The organism is Nitrospirota bacterium (assembly GCA_016235245.1).
Classification (GTDB): Bacteria; Nitrospirota; Thermodesulfovibrionia; order Thermodesulfovibrionales; family UBA6898; genus UBA6898.
In genome coordinates this window covers 1-15,887 of sequence record JACRLO010000037.1, presented here as the reverse complement: position 1 = coordinate 15,887, position 15,887 = coordinate 1, and the positions used below count along the sequence as shown (strand labels likewise).

Here is a 15,887-nt window from a genome sequence, read left to right as displayed (position 1 = left end):
ATGGGAAAAGCAATAGGAATTGACCTCGGGACTACGAACTCATGCGTTGCCGTTGTGCAGGGCGGAGAAACTGTTGTCATACCAAACCAGGAAGGAACAAGAACAACACCGTCGGTAGTCGCGATCACGGACAAGGGTGAACGGCTGGTCGGCCAGATAGCAAAACGGCAGGCGATCACGAATCCGGAAAACACCATATTCTCGATCAAGCGGCTGATGGGCAGAAAATACTCGGCCCCGGAAGTTGAACATGCCAAAAAGAGGCTTCCCTACAAGATCGTGGAAGCACAGAACAACGACGCCCATGTCGAGATATTCGGCAAGAAGTACTCGCCGCCCGAGATCTCGGCCATGATCCTGCAGAAGCTGAAGCAGGCTGCCGAAGATTATCTCGGCGAAAAAGTGACCGAAGCGGTCATCACCGTACCGGCCTATTTTGACGACAGCCAGAGGCAGGCGACCAAGGACGCAGGCAGAATAGCCGGTCTCAATGTACTCAGGATCATCAACGAGCCGACGGCCGCTGCCCTTGCTTACGGCATGGACAAGAAAAAAGAAGAGAAAGTCGCCGTATACGATCTTGGCGGCGGAACCTTTGACATATCGATCCTCGAGATCGGAGAAGGCGTCATTGAGGTCAAGTCAACGAATGGAGATACATACCTCGGCGGCGACGACTTTGACATCAGGATCATCGACTGGATGATCGATGAGTTCAGAAAAGATCAGGGCATTGACCTGAAGAACGACAAGATGGCGCTGCAGAGACTAAAAGAGGCTGCCGAGCGCGCAAAGATCGAGCTTTCCACGGCAACAGAAACCGAGATCAATCTTCCCTTTGTCACTGCTGACGCGACCGGTCCAAAGCACCTGCTGATGAAGATCGCCCGCGCCAAGTTCGAGCAGCTGGCAGCAGACCTGTTCGAAAATACTATTAGTCCCTGCAAGAACGCTCTTTCCGATGCCGGACTTACTGCAGGAAACATCGATGAGGTGCTCCTCGTAGGCGGCCAGACGCGCACACCAAAGGTACAGCAGACTGTCCAGGGCTTCTTTGGCAAGGAACCGAACAGGACCGTGAACCCTGATGAGGTGGTTGCCGTTGGCGCTGCGATACAGGCCGCAGTCCTGAAGGGAGATGTGAAAGAGGTGCTCCTCCTGGACGTAACACCTCTGTCATTGGGCATTGAAACCCTCGGCGGTATCTTCACGAAGATCATCGAAAGGAACACGACCATTCCTACCAAGAAAAGCCAGGTGTTCTCCACCGCCACAGACAATCAGCCTGCGGTCACCATCAAGATCTGCCAGGGTGAACGTGAAATGGCTGCAGATAACAAGCTGCTCGGCAACTTCGAGTTGATCGGCATCCCCCCTGCTCCTCGTGGCGTGCCCCAGATCGAGGTCTCTTTTGACATCGATGCAAACGGCATTCTCCATGTCTCTGCGAAGGACCTTGGCACCAATAAGGAGCAGTCGATCCGGATAACCGCCTCAAGCGGTCTCTCTGAGGATGAGATCAAAAAGATGGTCCGCGACGCCGACGAACACGGTCAGGACGACCATAAGAAGAAACAGATGGCAGAGGCACGGAACAATGCAGACACGCTCTGCTATACCGTCGAAAAATCCCTGGGCGACTACGGGGACAAGATCACGGCCGATGAAAAGCGTGAGATCGACGAAGCGCTTGAGCAGTGCAAGAAAGTCAAGGACTCAAGTTCCGATCCTGCCGAAATCAAGTCAGCGACAGACAAGCTGATGCAGGTCTCGCATAAACTTGCAGAGCATCTCTACAAACAGACAGGGGCCGGGGCACAGCACGGAGACGGATCTGCAGGTCCGGGCCAGGGCTCGAAACCGGCCGAAGAAGAGATTGTCGAAGCAGAGTTCGAGGACGTTGACAAGGACAAGAAATAACGCCTCACCATAACGTCAGAGGGTTCAAGGGAAAAGCGCCTGACTCTGCAAGTGCTTGCGCCCTTGGACCCTTTTTCATGTATACTTTGAGACAACTAACAACGAAGGGAATACCGTGAACGATTATTACGAATTGCTTGGTGTTTCGCGGCAGGCCGCGCCTGAGGAACTGAAGAAGGCATACCGGCAGCTTGCGATGAAATATCACCCAGACAGGAACTCCGGAGACAAGGCTTCAGAAGAAAAGTTCAAAGAGATCAGCCACGCCTATTCGGTTCTCTCCGATCCCGAAAAAAGGGCGCATTATGACCGTTTCGGCACGGCAGACGGTTTTGGTGCTGGTCAGGGTCCATTCACCGGCGGCGCAGGGTTCGGCGACATCTTTGAAGACTTCTTCGGTGATTTTTTTGGCGGCAACTTCGGCGGGCACAGGAGGCAGCAGCCTTCCAAGGGAAATGATCTCAGGTATGATCTCGATATTTCTCTGGAAGAAGCAGTCTTTGGCACGGAAAAGGTAATTACGTTCCCAAAACTCCAAAGATGCGGCGAATGCAGCGGGAGCGGTTCAGAACCGGGAAAGCAGCCTGAGATATGCAGCGCATGCAAGGGCTCGGGCCACATCAGATATCAGCAGGGTTTTTTCAGTGTTTCCAAAAGCTGCGGCAAATGCTACGGCACGGGCAAGATTATCTCGAACCCCTGTAAAAAATGCAAGGGGCATGGCTCCGTCCAGGAACAGAAGACTGTTAACCTCAAGATACCGGCCGGCGTTGATGCAGGCTCAAGGCTCAAGATCGTGGGTGAAGGGGAGCCGGGCCTTAATAATGGGCCTAGCGGAGACCTGTATGTGATTCTCGATGTTAACGAGCATGAAATATTCAAAAGAGAGGGCACTGACATCTTCTGCGATTTTCCCATATCCTTCACCAATGCAGCTCTCGGGGCAGAGATCGAAGTGCCGACACTCGACGGTTCTGCAAAGCTCAAGATACCGGCCGGCACACAGTCAGGAAAAATCTTCACGCTCAAGTCCAAGGGAGCGCCAAGGGTCGGCAGCCAGCAGCGGGGCAATCAGCTCATCAGGGTTTATATCGATGTCCCGAAAAAGCTCTCACAAAAACAGAAGGACCTTCTTGAGGAGTTTGCTGCTCTCAGCATTGATGACAGTAATAGGAGCTTTAAGGACAAGCTGAAGGATCTTTTCACCGGAGTCGAAAACTGATTCTGACCGGAAGCATCCCCTGTTTTCCATGACCAGACTTTTTCTTGACGAAGCCATTTTGGCAGAGAAAATCGTTTATATCACCGGAGAAAAGGCCCACTATCTTTCAGCCGTTCTCAGGTGTAAAGCCCACGACAATCTTCTCGTAACAGACCGCAGCGGCTCTGTCTATGCTGCAACGATCTCAGCCATCACAAAAAAGCAGGCAACACTCAATATCACAGGCCCATTCAACCAGGACAACGAACCTCCCCTGGATATCATCCTTTTCCAGGGTTTGCTCAAGGGCGAAAAGATGGACCTGGTTATCCAGAAGTCAACCGAGCTGGGGGCGACAGAGATCGTTCCGATGATTACCGAGAGGAGCCAGGTCAGGGAGACCAGAAAACTCCAGCGCTGGCAGAAGATTGCAGTTGAGTCTTCGCGCCAGTGCGGCAGGAACAGGATTCCCCTTATCCACGAACCCGCTGCATTTGAATCGGTGATAATGGCCGACGGACTCCCCAAAGGCATCATCTGCTGGGAAAAAGAAGGGGTACTCCCATTCTCTTCCTCACTTGAGGCGCTGAAAGGACAAAAACAGATCGTTCTCTGTATAGGACCTGAAGGCGGATTCTCCGAAAAAGAGGTCAGGCAAGCCGAAAGTCGTGAGTTTGCAGTTGCATCTTTAGGCAAGCGCATACTCCGCGCGGAGACTGCTGCCATATCTGCAATTGCCATTAGTCAATATGTTCTTGGTGATCTGTCAGGGCGCACATAATTTTTCCTGCAGGGTAACCACTATCCGATATGCACTTGCACCGTAAGCCTGTCAGAATTTTCCTTTAAATACCATCTCTTTGGTTACTCATCTGAAATATTTGTGCTAAGATACTAGCTGAAATATGTCACTCGACTTCAGCTACAAGAAATTTCTTATCATCGATGATTTCGGAGAGTTCCGGTCATCTCTGCGCCGTATGCTCTGGGGCTTTAACGCCAAGGATATCGATGATGCTGCCCATGGCGAAGCCGCCATCGAGCTGATGCTGAGTAAATCCTATGACGTAATCCTCTGTGATTACAATCTCGGATACAACCGCAAGGACGGACAGCAGGTCTTTGAGGAAGCCAGACAACGCGGCCTGATCAAGTTTTCGACGGTATTTATGATGATCACGGCTGAAAACAGCATGCAGATGGTCATGGGAGCAGTTGAATATCAACCCGATGACTACCTTATCAAACCCTTTTCCCGTGAAGTATTAAGCACCCGGCTTGAGCGGGCCATCAGACGGAAAAGCGACTTCGAGATCATTGAACATGCCATTGCAAACAAGGAATATCTCCGTGCCATATCTCTCTGCGACCAGTACATCCAGAAGATCCCGAAGAATATCTTTGAATATCTTAAACTCAAGGGGGACCTCTGCATTACCACCGGAGACTACGAGACTGCCAGAGCGGTATATGAAAAGATACTTGCCATACGTGACATCTCCTGGGCAAAGCTGGGGATGGGCAAGGTCCAATTCTATACGGGGGACTATGCAGGTTCGGTTGAGACCTTTCGAGCTTTGGTAGAGGACAATGGCATGTATATCGAGGCCTATGACTGGCTTTCCAAATCTCTGGTAGCACAGCAGTCCCTGGAGGAAGCACAGCAGGTCCTGATGACAGCTGCCCAGCTGTCTCCCAAATCTATCTTCCGGCACAAGACGATCGGGGATATTTCCTTCAAGATGAATGATCTTGACGTCTCGGAAAAATCTTTCAAGAAGGCAATCGATCTGGGCCAGTACTCCTATTTCAAAAATCCGTCCCATTACACGAGTCTTGCGAAAGTGCTCGTCGAAAAAAAGACGCCTGAAGGAGCCCTTGACGTACTGAAAGATGTGCGCAAGGATTTCAAAGGCAATGCAGATGCGTCCATGCAGGCTTCTGCCATGGAGGGCATCGTATTTAAGGAAATGAACCGGCCCGAGGAGGCAAAGAAGGCAATCCGGGAGGCGATGCAGCTTATGGACGAGTCCTCCGGCAGCATCTCCGAAGATATTGCCATAGATCTGGCAAAGGTCTGCTTTGAACTCGGCGACAAGGCGGCAGGAACCAGACTCGTTCAGGAGGTTGTCAGGAACAACCATGAGGACGAGGATGTCATTAAGAAGGTCCAGGACGTATTCAAGGATACCCAGATGGAGACTGAGGGCGCCAGCATTGTATCTCATGCCCAGCACGAGATCATCCCAAGTATCAAAACCTCCTCGGCATGTATGAGAAGCTCCTGGCAGGTTGATGATGACCAATAAAGACAAAAAAGGGCCGGATATGGAAAAGCAGGACATGCAGTTCCCTGCGTTTCTGGCATCGATCGCCCATGACATGAAAAACTCACTCGGCATGCTGATCAATACAACGGAAGAGATCCTGGGCAACTGCTCAGGAAAGAACTGCCCTTCCCACCCTCTTCTTTCCAATCTCCAGTATGAGGCCAAGAGGGTGAACAACAACCTGATTCAGCTGCTTACCCTCTATAAAATGGATAAGGACCGGTACACGCTTACTATCGAATATCACTCGGTATCGGAATTTCTTGAGGACGCTGCACTCCAGAACAAGCCCCTGCTGGAATGTAAGGGTATTTCCATAGAAGCGGACTGCCCAGAAGAGCTGGCGTGGTTTTTTGACCGCGACCTTGTGGCTGGCGTGATCAATAATGTCATGAACAATGCATATCGGTATGCTGACAGCAGGATATGGATAACGGCACGAGAGGAAAACGGATATCTTGCCATTCATATCAGGGACAATGGCGAAGGGTATCCTGAGCATATGATTACCGAAGGAGCCGCAGGATCAAGCAGGGTAAGTTTTTCGAGTGGAAGTACAGGACTTGGCCTCTATTTCGCATCAATCGTAGCAACTATGCACAGGAATAAAAACAGAAAAGGCTTTATCCGAACGGCAAACTGCGAAACAAGCGGGGGCGGCTGCTTTTCGATCTATCTGCCATAACGCCTTATTGCCTGTAATGTCTATCCATCTCCGATGATTTTGCGTATCCGCTGTATCACGAGCGCTGCATCCGAGGTCTTGATGATATAATCCTTTACCCCGATCTTTATGGCTTGCATGATAAAATCCTGCTCGCCTTCTGTCGTGAACATGCAGATCGGAATACTGCTGGTACGCGGATTTGACTTGATTATCCTTGTTGCCTCAACGCCTGACATCTTCGGCATATTCACATCCATGAGAATAATGTCGGGATGCGCCTCAAGCGCCAGCTTGATACCTTCCATGCCATCCACTGCCTGGAGCACTTCAAAGCCGTTGTCAACAAAGGCAGTCCTGAAGCGGTCATGCACAGAGATGGCGTCATCGACTATCAGCACCTTCTTTCTGGGCAGCTCCTTCGGCTGTTTCTGCTCCTCCATGAATTTATTGAACATAACGCCGCCAACATCCACGGCAGGCTTGTAGGTCTGCTGATTGAGCTTATCGAGACTTTCCCGCTGCTGCAGATAGTCAAGCAGCGGTTTGCGGGGTTCTGCCTTCTCAATGACCAGATTGCACCGGTTGCTGCTCACCGCCTTCACAAAGCATTTGATACCGCTGGTGCCGACCCCGGGAAAGGAAACAACAGTCCCTTCGATGGTCATACCCACCCGAAAATAGGCCTCAGCCTTCGGCACTTCAATATCCATGTCCGATTCGCTGATAAAAAGGACTTTCAGCATATCGGAGAGCTGCTCCAGACGGGGCTCTCTGAAATCGACTCTCACCGGAGAATTTTCGGGAACCTTAATTTTCATAGCGCTCAAAACGCCCTTTCGTCTACAAAGATTCTTATGGCCTCACGGTCCTCGTCCGAGATCTTCTCGAAGAAGATCCCCATCCCCGGCATGGCGACAATCTTTCGGTCTGAAGACCCTGGGTGTGAAATGATGCCACGGTCAAGATCATAGCCAATGCTGTACAACACCCGCCCGATAACGCTTATCGGCTTTTCATCGCCCGTCAGGGTAAAATGCGCCGATATAAGTTCGTTCTTTTCCGGCGGATTCAGTGAGGCGATAAACGCCCCATTTTGACTCAGGTTCTGTATATTGCTCTGAAACCAGGATGAGCCGCAGCGATAGTCCACAGGAAGATTCACGCTAATCCTCGGAGATTTGCGGATATTCTTATATTGGAACAGAACGCTGTTGACCCTTGAGACGATCTCTTCAGGACTCATATAGGGATCGATATACCGCATCGAAGATATTGATAAATCGGCGATATTTTTGGCTGAATCAACGAGGATAAACCCGCGCGCAGAGAGGATCAGCGAGAAAAAACCCTCCTCCGTTCTCTGGGCCACTTCACTGTTCAGGATCACAAGATCGTAGGGGTCAAGCACCGACGCATCCTGGACTTTCGAAATCTCGATCTTCGGCAAATCAACATCAAAATCGGCGTCTTCAAGGATCTGCTTCAGTGTCTTTGCACAAAAATCATCCTCAATCAACAGACCTATCCGTCCAATTGCCATCAGGCTCCCCCTTCCGCGCTAAGTCTGTCGCCCAGCTTTCCGGCATGTATACCGGCAAGTATCGCCTTGTGCTGCCAGCGTACCCGTTCCGCGACTGACCGTTCCAGATGCTGCTGGTCTGCAAATTGGCCATAGTCGGTTTCCTTTGAAAAAAGAATACGTCCTCCCCTGAAGACAAGGGTCAAGACCTTGGCTTTTTTGATCCCTAGGTCTTCGGTCTGGATATGAAGCCTGATGCCCTCGTGCACAAATTCGTCATTCATGCAGAGCTGGACCGTCGATTCAGTCTCTGAAGCCTTATACCGGGTTGCAACATCCGGTTCCTTCGTAATCCTTCCCTCCATTGCGCCGGGACCGATACGGTCTGCAGCGCTTTTGTCAATTGCCGTCTGTTTTTCTCCTGCGACCTCAATCCCGGGTTTGGGCTGCCGTTCGTCTTTCTTCTTCTCCACCTGGTCACGGACAGCGAATTGCATTGTCTCGTCTTTCATCTTCAGCGTGATCTTCCTGATCGCCTGAGAAGTAACCGTATTGCCGCTTAACATGAGTGGCTGCAGCTTGCGGACGGACTGCTCGATGTCCGCGCTGACGCCAACCGTCCCAAAGCAGGGAAGCTTTAGCCGCAGAAACTGATAGGCGAGTCCCGCAAGCGCATTCGCTATTCTCTGGCCGTCCATCTCTGATGACATATTAACGATCAGGCGATACCGGCTTTCGACCAGGGTCTTGATGATTTTCCAGGAAGCCGCTTCATCCATCTTTTTGACATCTGCCACGAGCTCGATCATGCTCTTGGTCCCATTGCCGTCTTCCAGCGCAGAGGCTATCTCGCTCCTGAGCGCCGGCTCGTCGGAAAAGAGCGAAAGGACTCTCCGGTGCAGTGCCATCTTTAAAAACGTATAGGCATTCTGGACCGCGGTCGGCATGGGAGTCGTAACAAGAATGCCGATATGTGCTGCATTGAAGAAATCAAGATTGTTCAGCGTTGAACCGGCACCGATGTCGATGATTATGTAGTCTGCATCGAGATCAGCAATGGCGCGCATCAGCTTCTGCTTCTGGGCATATTTCGGGTTTGCCATCTCCAGGAGATCAGAAGCTCCGCAGATAAGGTTAAGGTTCTCCTGGGCCGTCGGAATAAGGACATCAGAGAATTTGGCGACCCTTTTCTTCAGATAGTCTGCAAGCGTGACCTCGGGATACCGGATGCCGAAAAGCGTATGGATGTTTGCTCCCGCAAGGTCCGCGTCAATAAGGGTCACCCTGCTTCCCTGCCGGGCAAGACCGCACGCAAGATTTGCGGCCATAACACTCTTGCCGACGCCGCCTTTGCCGCCGCCAATTGCCCATATGTTCTTCAGAAATAACATTACGGCGCTATCCAGTCCGCTTCTTCTTTGGGCCGCACAAAGGCGATCCGTTCTATCGGGACCACGACCCAGCCAGACTCTGCCTCAAGATGAATTTCATATTCGTTCATCTCGACAAGCTTCCCCACATAAAGGGCTTCACCAGTGCCCACTTCAACGATCGTCCCGATCAGGTCTATCATTTGACGCTCCTTATCTGCTTTTGACTCCCCAAATTATGCACTATTTCGGCGCCGATTAAAAAGATGCCGGAGGAATAGAACATCCAGAGCAGGAACATGACAAATGCGGTCAGCGGGCCATAGATCTTCCCGAAATGCGCTACGTTGATCACATACCACGTAAAGGCATGCTTTGCAATCTCCAGCATGACGGTTGCAAAGAAAGCGCCCCTCAACGCCGAAGAGAGTGCAACGCGCGTCTTCGGCACGACAACATAGAGAAGCATGATCGAAAACAGAACAAGCACAAAAGGAAGAACGAACTGCAGAAGAAACTTTGTGATCTTGCCGATCCTGATACCGGAAAAATCCGATCCGAGGGTCTTTAAAAGCGGTATAAGCGAGGCTGCTGCAAAGGAAGCGGTCAGCAGCGCGATGATCAACGTCACGACGACAAGAGAGACAATTACGGAGACGACAAAATGCCTTCTTTTCTTAACCTTAAAAATGGTATTCAGCGCTGCTTCCATAGAAGCAAAGACCTGGAAAGAAAGGACCCCGTAAAGGAAAAGGCTGAACTTTCCAAGTCCTTTGTAGGAGATGATCTTCGTGAGATCATCGGTAATATTCTGTGTCACCGCAGGAAAAAAACCTGCCAGTTTTGCAATAAAGAAATTATAAAAATCAGGATATTGTCCAAGGAAATAACCGAATACCGTTACCAGGAAAAGACAGAGGGGCACCAGCGCCATCATGGTAAAATAGGACATCGAACCGGCGAGCATCAAGCCGTTGTCCCTGAAAAAATCGAGGACGCTTCTGCCAATAACCCTGACCATCTTCACCCTCAGGCATCTCTCTTTTTTGGCCTCACATGGATCTTGATCGGCGTTCCCCCGAAGCCGAAATACTCCCGCAGCTTCCTCTCGATATATCTGAGGTGAGAGTCCATCACCGCGTTTCGGTAATTCGAGAAAACAACAAATGCCGGAGGCTCGATACCCACCTGGGTCATATAGTACATCTTTACTTCCTTGCCCTTATACATAGGAAGTGAAATTGTTGCAATGATCTCGCGGAAAAACCTGTTCAGTTCTCCTGTTGTGATTCGCTTCCGTCGTTCTTCGATGATAACATCGATCACCGGAAAAACCTTGGTAATCCTTTTTTTAGAGACTCCGGATATGGTGATCGCCGGCGCATATTCAGCGAACCAGACCTTCCGGTACAGTTCAGGCAGAACGTTTTTAAAGGTCTCCTCAGGATTAGTCACAAGGTCCCATTTGTTGAGGAGGAATACGACACCCTTATTGTAGTCCTTGACGATGCCGGCGATCTTCTGGTCCTGCTCGGTAATTCCGACACTCATGTCCAGAACAACGAGCGCAACATCGCAGCGTTCAATGCTCCTGACCGCCCGCACCATGGAGAACCGCTCAAGCGAGTACCCGACCTTGCCTTTTTTCCTGAGCCCTGCCGTGTCGATGATCATATACTTCTTGCCGTGGAAGGTACAGGGGCTGTCAATAGAATCCCTTGTAGTCCCTGCCACGTCACTCACGACCATACGCTTCTTGCCCGTTAGAGCATTGACCAGTGTCGACTTGCCGACATTCGGCCTTCCGACAACCGCTATCTTGGGATATTCGGTTTTTTCTTCATGGTATTCCGGAAGCAACGCACCCAGGATGTCCATGAAGTCGTCATACCCGTATCCGGTGGCTGCAGAAACGGGATAAAGGTCATCCGCGCCGATGGCATAAAAATCATAGAACCTTTCGTCCCTTACCGGTGCATCGATCTTGTTTACCAGCCAGATGACTTTCTTGCCCGAGGTGCGGATAAGGCGGGCCAGTTCCATGTCAGCAGGTGTGAGGCCATCCTTGCCGTCAAGGAGGTGAAGGATAATGTCGCCCTCCTCAATGGCAAAGAGAGCCTGCTCCTTGGCCTGGGCAAAGATGTCCTCAGGCGGGTCGATATAAAAACCTCCGGTATCGACCAGCATATAGCTTTTGCCTTCCCACTCTGCGTCAAGGTAGTTCCGGTCCCGTGTAACACCGGGGATGTCTTCAACAATTGCTGAATGTGTTCCGGTCATCCGGTTAAAGAGGGTGGACTTCCCGACGTTTGGCCTGCCTACAATCACAACAAAAGGTTTTCTCATAGATTATTATTCTATACTAATGCACAAAATTAGTTTCATAAAGATGCATTCATAACTGCGAGTTTTCAAACAATAATGGGTGAAATACACCACAGAAGCGCTAATTTTGCCATAAATTGCTTGTATTTCAAGGCGTTTCAACTCTTTTTCGGGCATATATCTTGCAAATAAGCAGATAACTATATGATTATCAAAACCAAGATTATTGCGGTAATAGCCTTCACCATCATCATTACGGTCGGCATCACGACAGCTGTCGTTCTCAGAATGCAGAACACCAAGATGATCGAATCAAAGGTCGATGACACCATTTTTTTAGGTGATATCATCGAGCGCACCATAGCTCACGACATGAAATTGGGTAACACCCAGGAAGTCCAGAAGATCCTCGAAAATATCGGAAAGAATAAGGAAATCGTGCATGTCAGGATACTTTCGCCTGCCGGCACAATCCTGAAATCTACCAACATGTCGGAGATTGGCGCCAAATCCCCCGATTATATGAAGATTGCGACACATGAAATACACCAGAAGCCGGTTGTCCAGAACAACAGCACGATCAGCTATTTCCGTAACATTGCAAACAGACAGGAATGCTTTGCTTGTCATGACAGCAGGGAAATGATTATCGGTGTCATCCAGGTAAAGCTTGACGTATCGAGGAATTTCTCAACAATGCTGTCCATCAAAAGAATGCTCGTCTTTTCGAACATCATTATTGTAATCGTGATATCGGTTGTTCTGAGCCTGCTCTTCTCTCGTTTCGTGATGACGCCGCTTAAGAACCTCCTCACCACGATTCAGGAAGTTGAGGGAGGCAATTGGAACGCCACCGTTCAGGGATCAAGCAAAGATGAGCTTGGCACCATCGGTACTGCCTTTAACAGGATGATCGATGAGATGAACAAACTGTATAAAAAAAATCTCTCCAAAGAACGGGAGCTTTCCAGAATCAGGATGGATCTCGAGCATAAGAACAAGGTCGAGGACCTCAACTCCCAGCTTGAGTTCAGACTTAAGGAACTCGAGACGGCAAACAAAGCTATCACCTCGCTGTCAAAAGAAGTTAAGGGAAAGAACAAGGAACTTGAAAAGGTCGTCGAGCGCCTCAAAAAAATGAACGAGGTCGGCAGGATTCTGACCTCCATTGTCGAAACTGAGGAGGTCATGAAGATCATCACCAGGACCACCGCTGACCTCTTCAACACGGAACGGGCCATTCTTCACATCCGCAACGCAAATCAGCCTCCCCTCATTATTCAGTACAGGAGGGGACTTGGCACAGAGAGCATCGTAGATGTGCCTCTGGAATATCAGGCTTATTACACCGAAGTTATGGCTCAGGGCAAGCCAATCCTGCTTCAGCATGGCAATGACCCTTTGTCAAAAATAGGGGTGCCGCTTAAGATGAAAGGGGAGATTATAGGGACAATGATCCTCGAAATGAAGCAGAATGGATCAGCCTTTTCTGACGAGGACATGGAAATCCTGACAACCCTTTCAAACCAGGCGATCGTTTCGATGGAAAATGCCTGGCTTTATGAAAGTGTGAAAAGAAACTATTTTGCCACTATTCAGTCTTTGGTCAATGCCCTCGAGGCAAGCGATCTTTACTCAAAGGGGCATTCAGAAAGAGTCAAGCTCCTTGCCCTTGAACTCGGCAGGTTCATCGGCCTTGATTATAAAGAGCTTGAGATCCTCGAGCATGCATCCATTCTGCACGACATCGGCAAGATCGGTATCGAGAGTTTCATCCTGCAGAAGCAGGGCAAACTCACGTCAAAAGAATACAGTTTGATCAAATCTCATCCGCTCATCGGAGAAGAGATCCTGAGCCCGATCGACACCCTCGAAGGAGTAAGGCAGACTATCATCCAGCACCACGAGCGCTATGACGGCGCGGGTTATCCTTATGGGCTAAGAGGAGAGGAACTATCGCTTAAGGCACGGATTCTTTCTGTGGTTGATACTTTTGATGCCATGATGTCGGAGCGGTCTTACCGGAAAGCCCTCTCGATCTATCAGGTCAAGGAGGAGCTCTTCCTCAACGCAGGTAAACAATTTGATCCCTATGTGGTTGAGTCTTTTATCGAAATGATCAATCTCAGGGGAGAGTCGCTGCTCAGTGCATCCGGTTACACCAAAATACACAGCATCTCGTAGCCCCTTACGTGTTAAGCAGCGCCGCTCTTCTTCTCTGCATCTTCCAGACTGATCCCATTGAGCAGCTTGATAAGTTTACGGTTATGATCATGCTTCATCACCGAGATTCTGAGAAATGCATCATTAAGTCCGTCACAATCAGAACAGGGGTCAACGGCAAGCCCCGCCCCAGCTGCCTTACGGGCAATCTCAACAGCAAGATTAACAGCCTTCAGAAGAACGATATTGGTATCAGAATCAAACATAACCATTCCGGGCATTCTGCTGATCGCTTTTCTTAAGAGCAGTTTCTCTTCTTTCATAAATTTGTCCATTACTCTTCTGTACGTCCTGTCCTTGAGTGCCGTGCGTGCTGCCTCCATCGCAGGGATGCTCGGATCACTCTGCAACTGCCGCCTCAGGGACGCAATCGCCTTCGGAGCTGACACTGCACAGGCAAGCTCAAGCCCAGGCAGACCAAAGTAATAGGCTGTAGTCCTGAGAACAATAATACGGCCGTTCTGTCCGGCTCTCCGGATAAAACCCTCTTCCTCTACAAACTCCATAAGCGCTTCATCAATTACCGTAACACAGTCCTTCAGGGCAAGAGCTGCGAGCAGCTGCTTCAACACTGCGTCGGACATAACTTTGCCGCTGATCCTGTTGGGGTTTGCGATAAAGACGAGGTCTGAGCCCTCGGCCTTTTCGACAAGGGCGCACATATCAGGAAGAAAGAAGCCCTCTTCCTTGCCACACAGAGATTCAATAACCGCACCGGCAGCCTGGGCAGCCTCCCGGTAGATGTTTAATGCAGGACCAATAATCAGTATTCTCCTTGGCCTGAGACTCCGGCAGATGGCAAACAAAAGCTCTTTCAGTGAATTGGCAAAGAGAAGACTTTCTTTGCCAATTCCAAATTTTGAAAGAAACAGCCGCTCAAGACGCGCCCACCCTTCCTCTGGCTGCATATTAATGTCCTTGACGGCTTTGCGGATAGCTGCCTTCACCTTTCGCGAAGGCCCAAGCGGAGACGCTTCCATAACATATTTCCTCAATTCCTCTTCTCCTTCATCGCTGCATATATTAACAGTCTCCAAACAGGATTTACATCGAAATAATCTCTAATGTCCTGTTTTATGTTCTTTGACAGATAAAGGACTTCTGTCCTCTCCATTATTTCCCGCTATTTCTCAGGCGCACTCTGACACCGTCCTTTATCAATTCGTCTGGATGAGTGATGACCTGCTCCTTCCCGGTCAGACCTGAAACGATCTCTGCCACAAGGCCGTTTCTATGGCCGACATTGACCTCTCTCAGACGTGCCCTGTTCTTATCAGCAACAAAAACCGCCCATCCCTCACCCTTTCTGAAGAGTGCGCTCGAAGGTACCTGCAGAACATCCCTGCCCTCCCATATCACAAAGCTCGCCTCGACCCGATACCCGTCTCCTAACCTTTTCCAGGCCTCAGGCACTGAGGTTATGTCTGCTATCACCAGCACCCTCTGCTCCTCCACGCCGAGACTCGATATCTTCGTGAATGCCGCAGGCTCGATGACCCGCACCAGGCCGGAGAGCGGTTCACTGCCTCCCCAGCGCTCAAAGAGTACGGCCCCGCCCGGCTTGATCTTTACTGCCTCCGCAGAAAGGACCTCTGCCTTCACCTCGATCGTCTCGGGGTCCCCGATCTCGATCACCGGCTCGCCGCCAGCAATCACGCCTTCACTCTCGTGATTGATTTTCAGAACCCTGCCCGCAGCCGGCGCCCTGACTGTCACGACCCTCTCCCGGTCAACAGTCCCTTCAGCAGCAGAATGGCCCAACAGGCTTCTTGCGCGCTCCAGCTCTGCCCGCGCAGCCTTTACCCGCGCCTCTGCCGAGAGGCGGCCCGCCTCGGTCCTCTTTGCGTCAGCGTCAGCCTGATCGAGGGTGTCCTTGGCAACATAGCCCGATTCGAAAAGCTTTTTCTGACGCTCAATGTTCTTTCTTGCATAATCAGCAGATGCCTCTGCAGAACGTTCTTCCTCCCTGACCGCATTGAGCGTTGCCTGGGCTGCTGAAACAGCAGCAAGGGCCTCTGCCCTGCTCCTTGGGTCAAGGACTGAAGAACGGAGCGGCTCAAGCTCGGCCACAACCTGCCCCTTCTTTATTGCATCCCCTACTTCAAGTTCAACGCGGCGCAGGAAACCTGCAACAGGAGCTGACACGATAAAGCGGTCTTTTACCCGCGTCTTTCCTTCTTCGTCTATGGTCACCCTCATGGCCCCCTTCTTCACCTGCGCGAGATCAACCCGCACAGGCTTCGGCATGAAGCCGTATACGAGAGCAAGAATGACCGCAAGCGAGACGGTGATGATCAATATTCTTCTGCGTACTTCTGGCCGCATATTCACT

General features: G+C 50.5%; 14 protein-coding genes. 6 read left to right on the top strand and 8 right to left on the bottom strand.

The window, feature by feature from the left end; genetic code table 11:
• The 5 genes from dnaK to HZB31_14635 all read left to right on the top strand — a co-directional run bounded on the left by dnaK (position 1) and on the right by HZB31_14635 (position 6,136).
• A complete protein-coding gene (dnaK, locus tag HZB31_14655) occupies positions 1-1,920 on the top strand; it encodes a molecular chaperone DnaK (protein ID MBI5849162.1) in 1,920 nt (639 codons plus the stop codon).
• Between the two features lie 115 nt (positions 1,921-2,035).
• Positions 2,036-3,142 carry a molecular chaperone DnaJ gene (gene dnaJ, locus HZB31_14650; protein MBI5849161.1) on the top strand — a complete coding sequence of 369 codons (1,107 nt, stop codon included), beginning with the start codon at positions 2,036-2,038 and terminating at the stop codon, positions 3,140-3,142.
• Between the two features lie 28 nt (positions 3,143-3,170).
• Positions 3,171-3,902: a 16S rRNA (uracil(1498)-N(3))-methyltransferase gene (locus HZB31_14645; GenBank protein ID MBI5849160.1), complete on the top strand. Its 732-nt coding sequence runs from the start codon at positions 3,171-3,173 to the stop codon at positions 3,900-3,902.
• A gap of 124 nt (positions 3,903-4,026) precedes the next feature.
• The gene (locus tag HZB31_14640) at positions 4,027-5,430 is read left to right on the top strand and encodes a response regulator (protein ID MBI5849159.1); all 1,404 of its coding nucleotides are present in this window, start codon (positions 4,027-4,029) and stop codon (positions 5,428-5,430) included.
• Positions 5,417-6,136: a HAMP domain-containing histidine kinase gene (locus HZB31_14635; GenBank protein MBI5849158.1), complete on the top strand. Its 720-nt coding sequence runs from the start codon at positions 5,417-5,419 to the stop codon at positions 6,134-6,136. Before HZB31_14640 ends, HZB31_14635 begins: the two co-directional genes overlap by 14 nt.
• Positions 6,137-6,156: 20 nt before the next feature.
• Here the strand turns inward: HZB31_14635 and HZB31_14630 are convergent, their stop codons facing one another.
• The 6 genes from HZB31_14630 to der are packed head-to-tail and all read right to left on the bottom strand — an operon-like array spanning position 6,157 to position 11,353.
• The gene (locus HZB31_14630) at positions 6,157-6,936 is read right to left on the bottom strand and encodes a response regulator transcription factor (GenBank protein ID MBI5849157.1); all 780 of its coding nucleotides are present in this window, start codon (positions 6,934-6,936) and stop codon (positions 6,157-6,159) included.
• Positions 6,937-6,941: 5 nt separating this feature from the next.
• Positions 6,942-7,658, bottom strand: a complete 717-nt coding sequence (locus HZB31_14625; protein MBI5849156.1) for a PilZ domain-containing protein — start codon at positions 7,656-7,658, stop codon at positions 6,942-6,944.
• Positions 7,658-9,028 (bottom strand): P-loop NTPase, encoded by a 1,371-nt coding sequence (locus HZB31_14620; protein ID MBI5849155.1) that lies wholly within the window; start codon positions 9,026-9,028, stop codon positions 7,658-7,660. Before HZB31_14620 ends, HZB31_14625 begins: the two co-directional genes overlap by 1 nt.
• Positions 9,028-9,210, bottom strand: a complete 183-nt coding sequence (locus HZB31_14615; GenBank protein ID MBI5849154.1) for a hypothetical protein — start codon at positions 9,208-9,210, stop codon at positions 9,028-9,030. The genes HZB31_14620 and HZB31_14615 overlap by 1 nt, the downstream gene beginning before the upstream one ends.
• Positions 9,207-10,028, bottom strand: coding sequence for a YihY/virulence factor BrkB family protein (locus HZB31_14610; protein MBI5849153.1), 822 nt, complete (start codon positions 10,026-10,028; stop codon positions 9,207-9,209). Before HZB31_14610 ends, HZB31_14615 begins: the two co-directional genes overlap by 4 nt.
• Before the next feature lie 8 nt (positions 10,029-10,036).
• Positions 10,037-11,353: a ribosome biogenesis GTPase Der gene (der, locus tag HZB31_14605; GenBank protein MBI5849152.1), complete on the bottom strand. Its 1,317-nt coding sequence runs from the start codon at positions 11,351-11,353 to the stop codon at positions 10,037-10,039.
• A 183-nt stretch (positions 11,354-11,536) separates the two neighbouring features.
• Here der and HZB31_14600 point away from each other — a divergent pair, with 183 nt between their 5' ends.
• Positions 11,537-13,516, top strand: coding sequence for an HD domain-containing protein (locus tag HZB31_14600; GenBank protein MBI5849151.1), 1,980 nt, complete (start codon positions 11,537-11,539; stop codon positions 13,514-13,516).
• A gap of 11 nt (positions 13,517-13,527) precedes the next feature.
• Here HZB31_14600 and HZB31_14595 read toward each other — a convergent pair whose 3' ends face one another.
• Positions 13,528-14,550 carry an aminotransferase class I/II-fold pyridoxal phosphate-dependent enzyme gene (locus HZB31_14595; protein MBI5849150.1) on the bottom strand — a complete coding sequence of 341 codons (1,023 nt, stop codon included), beginning with the start codon at positions 14,548-14,550 and terminating at the stop codon, positions 13,528-13,530.
• Between the two features lie 118 nt (positions 14,551-14,668).
• The gene (locus HZB31_14590; GenBank protein ID MBI5849149.1) at positions 14,669-15,880 is read right to left on the bottom strand and encodes an efflux RND transporter periplasmic adaptor subunit; all 1,212 of its coding nucleotides are present in this window, start codon (positions 15,878-15,880) and stop codon (positions 14,669-14,671) included.
• Positions 15,881-15,887 lie beyond the last annotated feature (7 nt).

Excerpts from the sequence above, each read along its gene's own strand:
- dnaK (MBI5849162.1), top strand. The coding sequence starts at position 1 with ATGGGAAAAGCAATAGGAATTGACCTCGGGACTACGAACTCATGCGTT.
- HZB31_14645 (MBI5849160.1), top strand. The coding sequence starts at position 3,171 with ATGACCAGACTTTTTCTTGACGAAGCCATTTTGGCAGAGAAAATCGTT.
- HZB31_14640 (MBI5849159.1), top strand. The coding sequence starts at position 4,027 with ATGTCACTCGACTTCAGCTACAAGAAATTTCTTATCATCGATGATTTC.
- HZB31_14635 (MBI5849158.1), top strand. The coding sequence starts at position 5,417 with ATGATGACCAATAAAGACAAAAAAGGGCCGGATATGGAAAAGCAGGAC.
- HZB31_14630 (MBI5849157.1), bottom strand. The coding sequence starts at position 6,936 with ATGAAAATTAAGGTTCCCGAAAATTCTCCGGTGAGAGTCGATTTCAGA.
- HZB31_14625 (MBI5849156.1), bottom strand. The coding sequence starts at position 7,658 with ATGGCAATTGGACGGATAGGTCTGTTGATTGAGGATGATTTTTGTGCA.
- HZB31_14620 (MBI5849155.1), bottom strand. The coding sequence starts at position 9,028 with ATGTTATTTCTGAAGAACATATGGGCAATTGGCGGCGGCAAAGGCGGC.
- HZB31_14615 (MBI5849154.1), bottom strand. The coding sequence starts at position 9,210 with ATGATAGACCTGATCGGGACGATCGTTGAAGTGGGCACTGGTGAAGCC.
- HZB31_14610 (MBI5849153.1), bottom strand. The coding sequence starts at position 10,028 with ATGGTCAGGGTTATTGGCAGAAGCGTCCTCGATTTTTTCAGGGACAAC.
- der (MBI5849152.1), bottom strand. The coding sequence starts at position 11,353 with ATGAGAAAACCTTTTGTTGTGATTGTAGGCAGGCCAAACGTCGGGAAG.
- HZB31_14600 (MBI5849151.1), top strand. The coding sequence starts at position 11,537 with ATGATTATCAAAACCAAGATTATTGCGGTAATAGCCTTCACCATCATC.
- HZB31_14590 (MBI5849149.1), bottom strand. The coding sequence starts at position 15,880 with ATGCGGCCAGAAGTACGCAGAAGAATATTGATCATCACCGTCTCGCTT.